Source organism: Bacillus sp. JJ864 (genome assembly GCF_036963045.1).
GTDB lineage: Bacteria > Bacillota > Bacilli > Bacillales > Bacillaceae_G > Bacillus_A > Bacillus_A pseudomycoides_C.
In genome coordinates, this window is sequence record NZ_JBALLY010000256.1 from 1 (window position 1) to 2,100 (window position 2,100).

3 protein-coding genes are annotated in these 2,100 nt (G+C 30.9%); 2 read left to right on the plus strand and 1 reads right to left on the minus strand.

Features of this window, described 5'->3' with window-relative positions:
- Positions 1-217 precede the first annotated feature (217 nt).
- The gene (locus V7024_RS24190) at positions 218-628 is read left to right on the plus strand and encodes a hypothetical protein (protein WP_335524622.1); all 411 of its coding nucleotides are present in this window, start codon (positions 218-220) and stop codon (positions 626-628) included.
- Positions 629-673: 45 nt separating this feature from the next.
- On the opposite strand, the gene V7024_RS24195 is transcribed toward V7024_RS24190, so the two are convergent.
- The gene (locus V7024_RS24195) at positions 674-1,183 is read right to left on the minus strand and encodes a DUF4367 domain-containing protein (RefSeq protein ID WP_335524623.1); all 510 of its coding nucleotides are present in this window, start codon (positions 1,181-1,183) and stop codon (positions 674-676) included.
- A 339-nt stretch (positions 1,184-1,522) separates the two neighbouring features.
- Between V7024_RS24195 and V7024_RS24200 the strand changes: the two genes are divergently transcribed.
- A complete protein-coding gene (locus V7024_RS24200; protein WP_335524625.1) occupies positions 1,523-1,669 on the plus strand; it encodes a hypothetical protein in 147 nt (48 codons plus the stop codon).
- The last annotated feature ends 431 nt before the right edge of the window (positions 1,670-2,100 follow it).

Consider the following 2,100-nt stretch of genomic DNA (forward strand, 5'->3'; position numbering starts at 1 on the left):
TAGCTTGATAGCGATGTGGTGCCGCCAACAAAACGCGAAATGGTATAGTGACCCCTTTTTGGAACGATATTTCGTTAACAATCCCTAAAATAACCAAATAAAAAATGATTTTGTCGAACAATAAATACTTTATTTCCTTCTATTTTATTGATGAAAAGGTATATTTAGTATATATTTTACATATAATAGAAATTTATGTTAGAGGGATGTTAAAGTGATGTCATTACTAAAAAAAAATATCTTTCTTTTATTAGTTTTTATAATTGGTTTTTCAACTATTGCAGTTGGATCAGCAGAAGCGACAGTTAGTGAAAAATACCCAATTAGACCTGAAAGATACGGAGAGTGGGACGGAGTTTCTCTTCACAAACATCCTGGCGGGACAATTGCAGTGAGAATTTGGCAACAAGGGATCCATAGCGGACAACAAGCTTCAACAAAATGGGTATTATCAAGCTGGGAAACAGGAAAAGAATATACTCGTTATGCCAAATATGATTTTGATGGTGCTATTACTTTTGAAAACATCCCATACGGTTCTTATTCATTAACTTGGCACTCTTTGACAAGTGCTAAAACAGAAGGATGGTATTACGTTGTAATGCCAGGAGGCTATGTTACTAGATAAAAAAGAGGGTATATTGTTATAAATCAATATACCCTCTTTTTCTTTTTAAACTTCTTCCATAGATTCAGCAATTTTAATTAAATCTTCTTTGGAAATTCGAGAACTAAACAATGTAATTAACGTACCATTTTGTATCCAACTTAAAGTACCACCTTGCACATCTTTTATTCTTTTAGTGGGCGTTAATGGATGGAACACCGCAATCTTATCTTTTATTTTCACATTTATTCCATAATCCTCTAGTTCAGTGAAGTTTTGTTTTGCTTTTTTTTCTATTACAGCAAGTTTCAATTGTGTCTTTGTTTCGTCTAAGTAATGCATCTGCACTCTTTCCATATGATTATATATTTTATCTGGATATTTCAGCTCTACAACCCAATTATTCGGAACTTTGCTTGGGATCAGTAAATTAAAACTTGTTTTTCCGTTCAATTGATTTACTTTAAAATTACCTTTCCTAATTCCAGTATCATGAGCATATACACTTATACTTATAAAAAAGTTACTTAAAATTAACAATATACATGCCATAACAGTAAAATGTATTTTTTTCATACCTTTTTATCCTTTCTAGAACATTTTACTATTAGTATCTTATCCGATTTATTTCCTTATTCATAACCTTAACTTTTTAGAACGATATCTCGTTATCAATTCCTAAAATAACCAAATTTTAATTGATGTTTTTTAAACAAAGTGATAGCTTAAAAGCATTAAGACAAAGATGAAATAATACACTGGAAACAACATATAGTTTTATCATCAAACATTAAACGGCCCCAATACCAGCGTAGCTGCGTTTAAGGGCAAAGTAGCTTGTTTTGTAACAAAAACGAACTTTTATGTTACAAGAACGCTGGTACTGGGCCTATCTGTATGATGGAGGGCGACAATATGAAAAAGCAAAGCAAGCAACAGTCACATTATATGAGAGTATATACTTTACGAGATCAAAGTACAAAATCAATTAAAGTTGAACCTTGGCGATCATCTAAAGATGAAATGAATGTACTTGGAATAAAAGAAACTGATATTTATTAAATTCAACTTATAAAACAATAAAGGTAAACAATCCTGGAAGAGAAACTTTATGTATAGAAAGAAGATATTTCATATAGTTTTTCCATTATCACACATATTGTATACAAAAATAGAATATTGGAAATACTTTTAACGCGGTTAAATGGAACTTTTTTATGCATAACGTTCGATTGGTTAAGCTACTGATCACAGTGTATTCAATCGAAAAGGAAAAGGAAATCGTCACGAATAATCGGGCACATACATTGCCTGATGCACCTATATACATCAAGTGTCTGAAAAAATATCACATTAGGGATATAATATTGTTATTTATTTTACTAACAATACATAGTGAAAATTTCCTGGTTGGATTTCCCTTAATCCTTACTGGGCTATTCGTGTTTCTTATACTTTTATAAAAATCTTTATCAATATGCAATATTCTATCT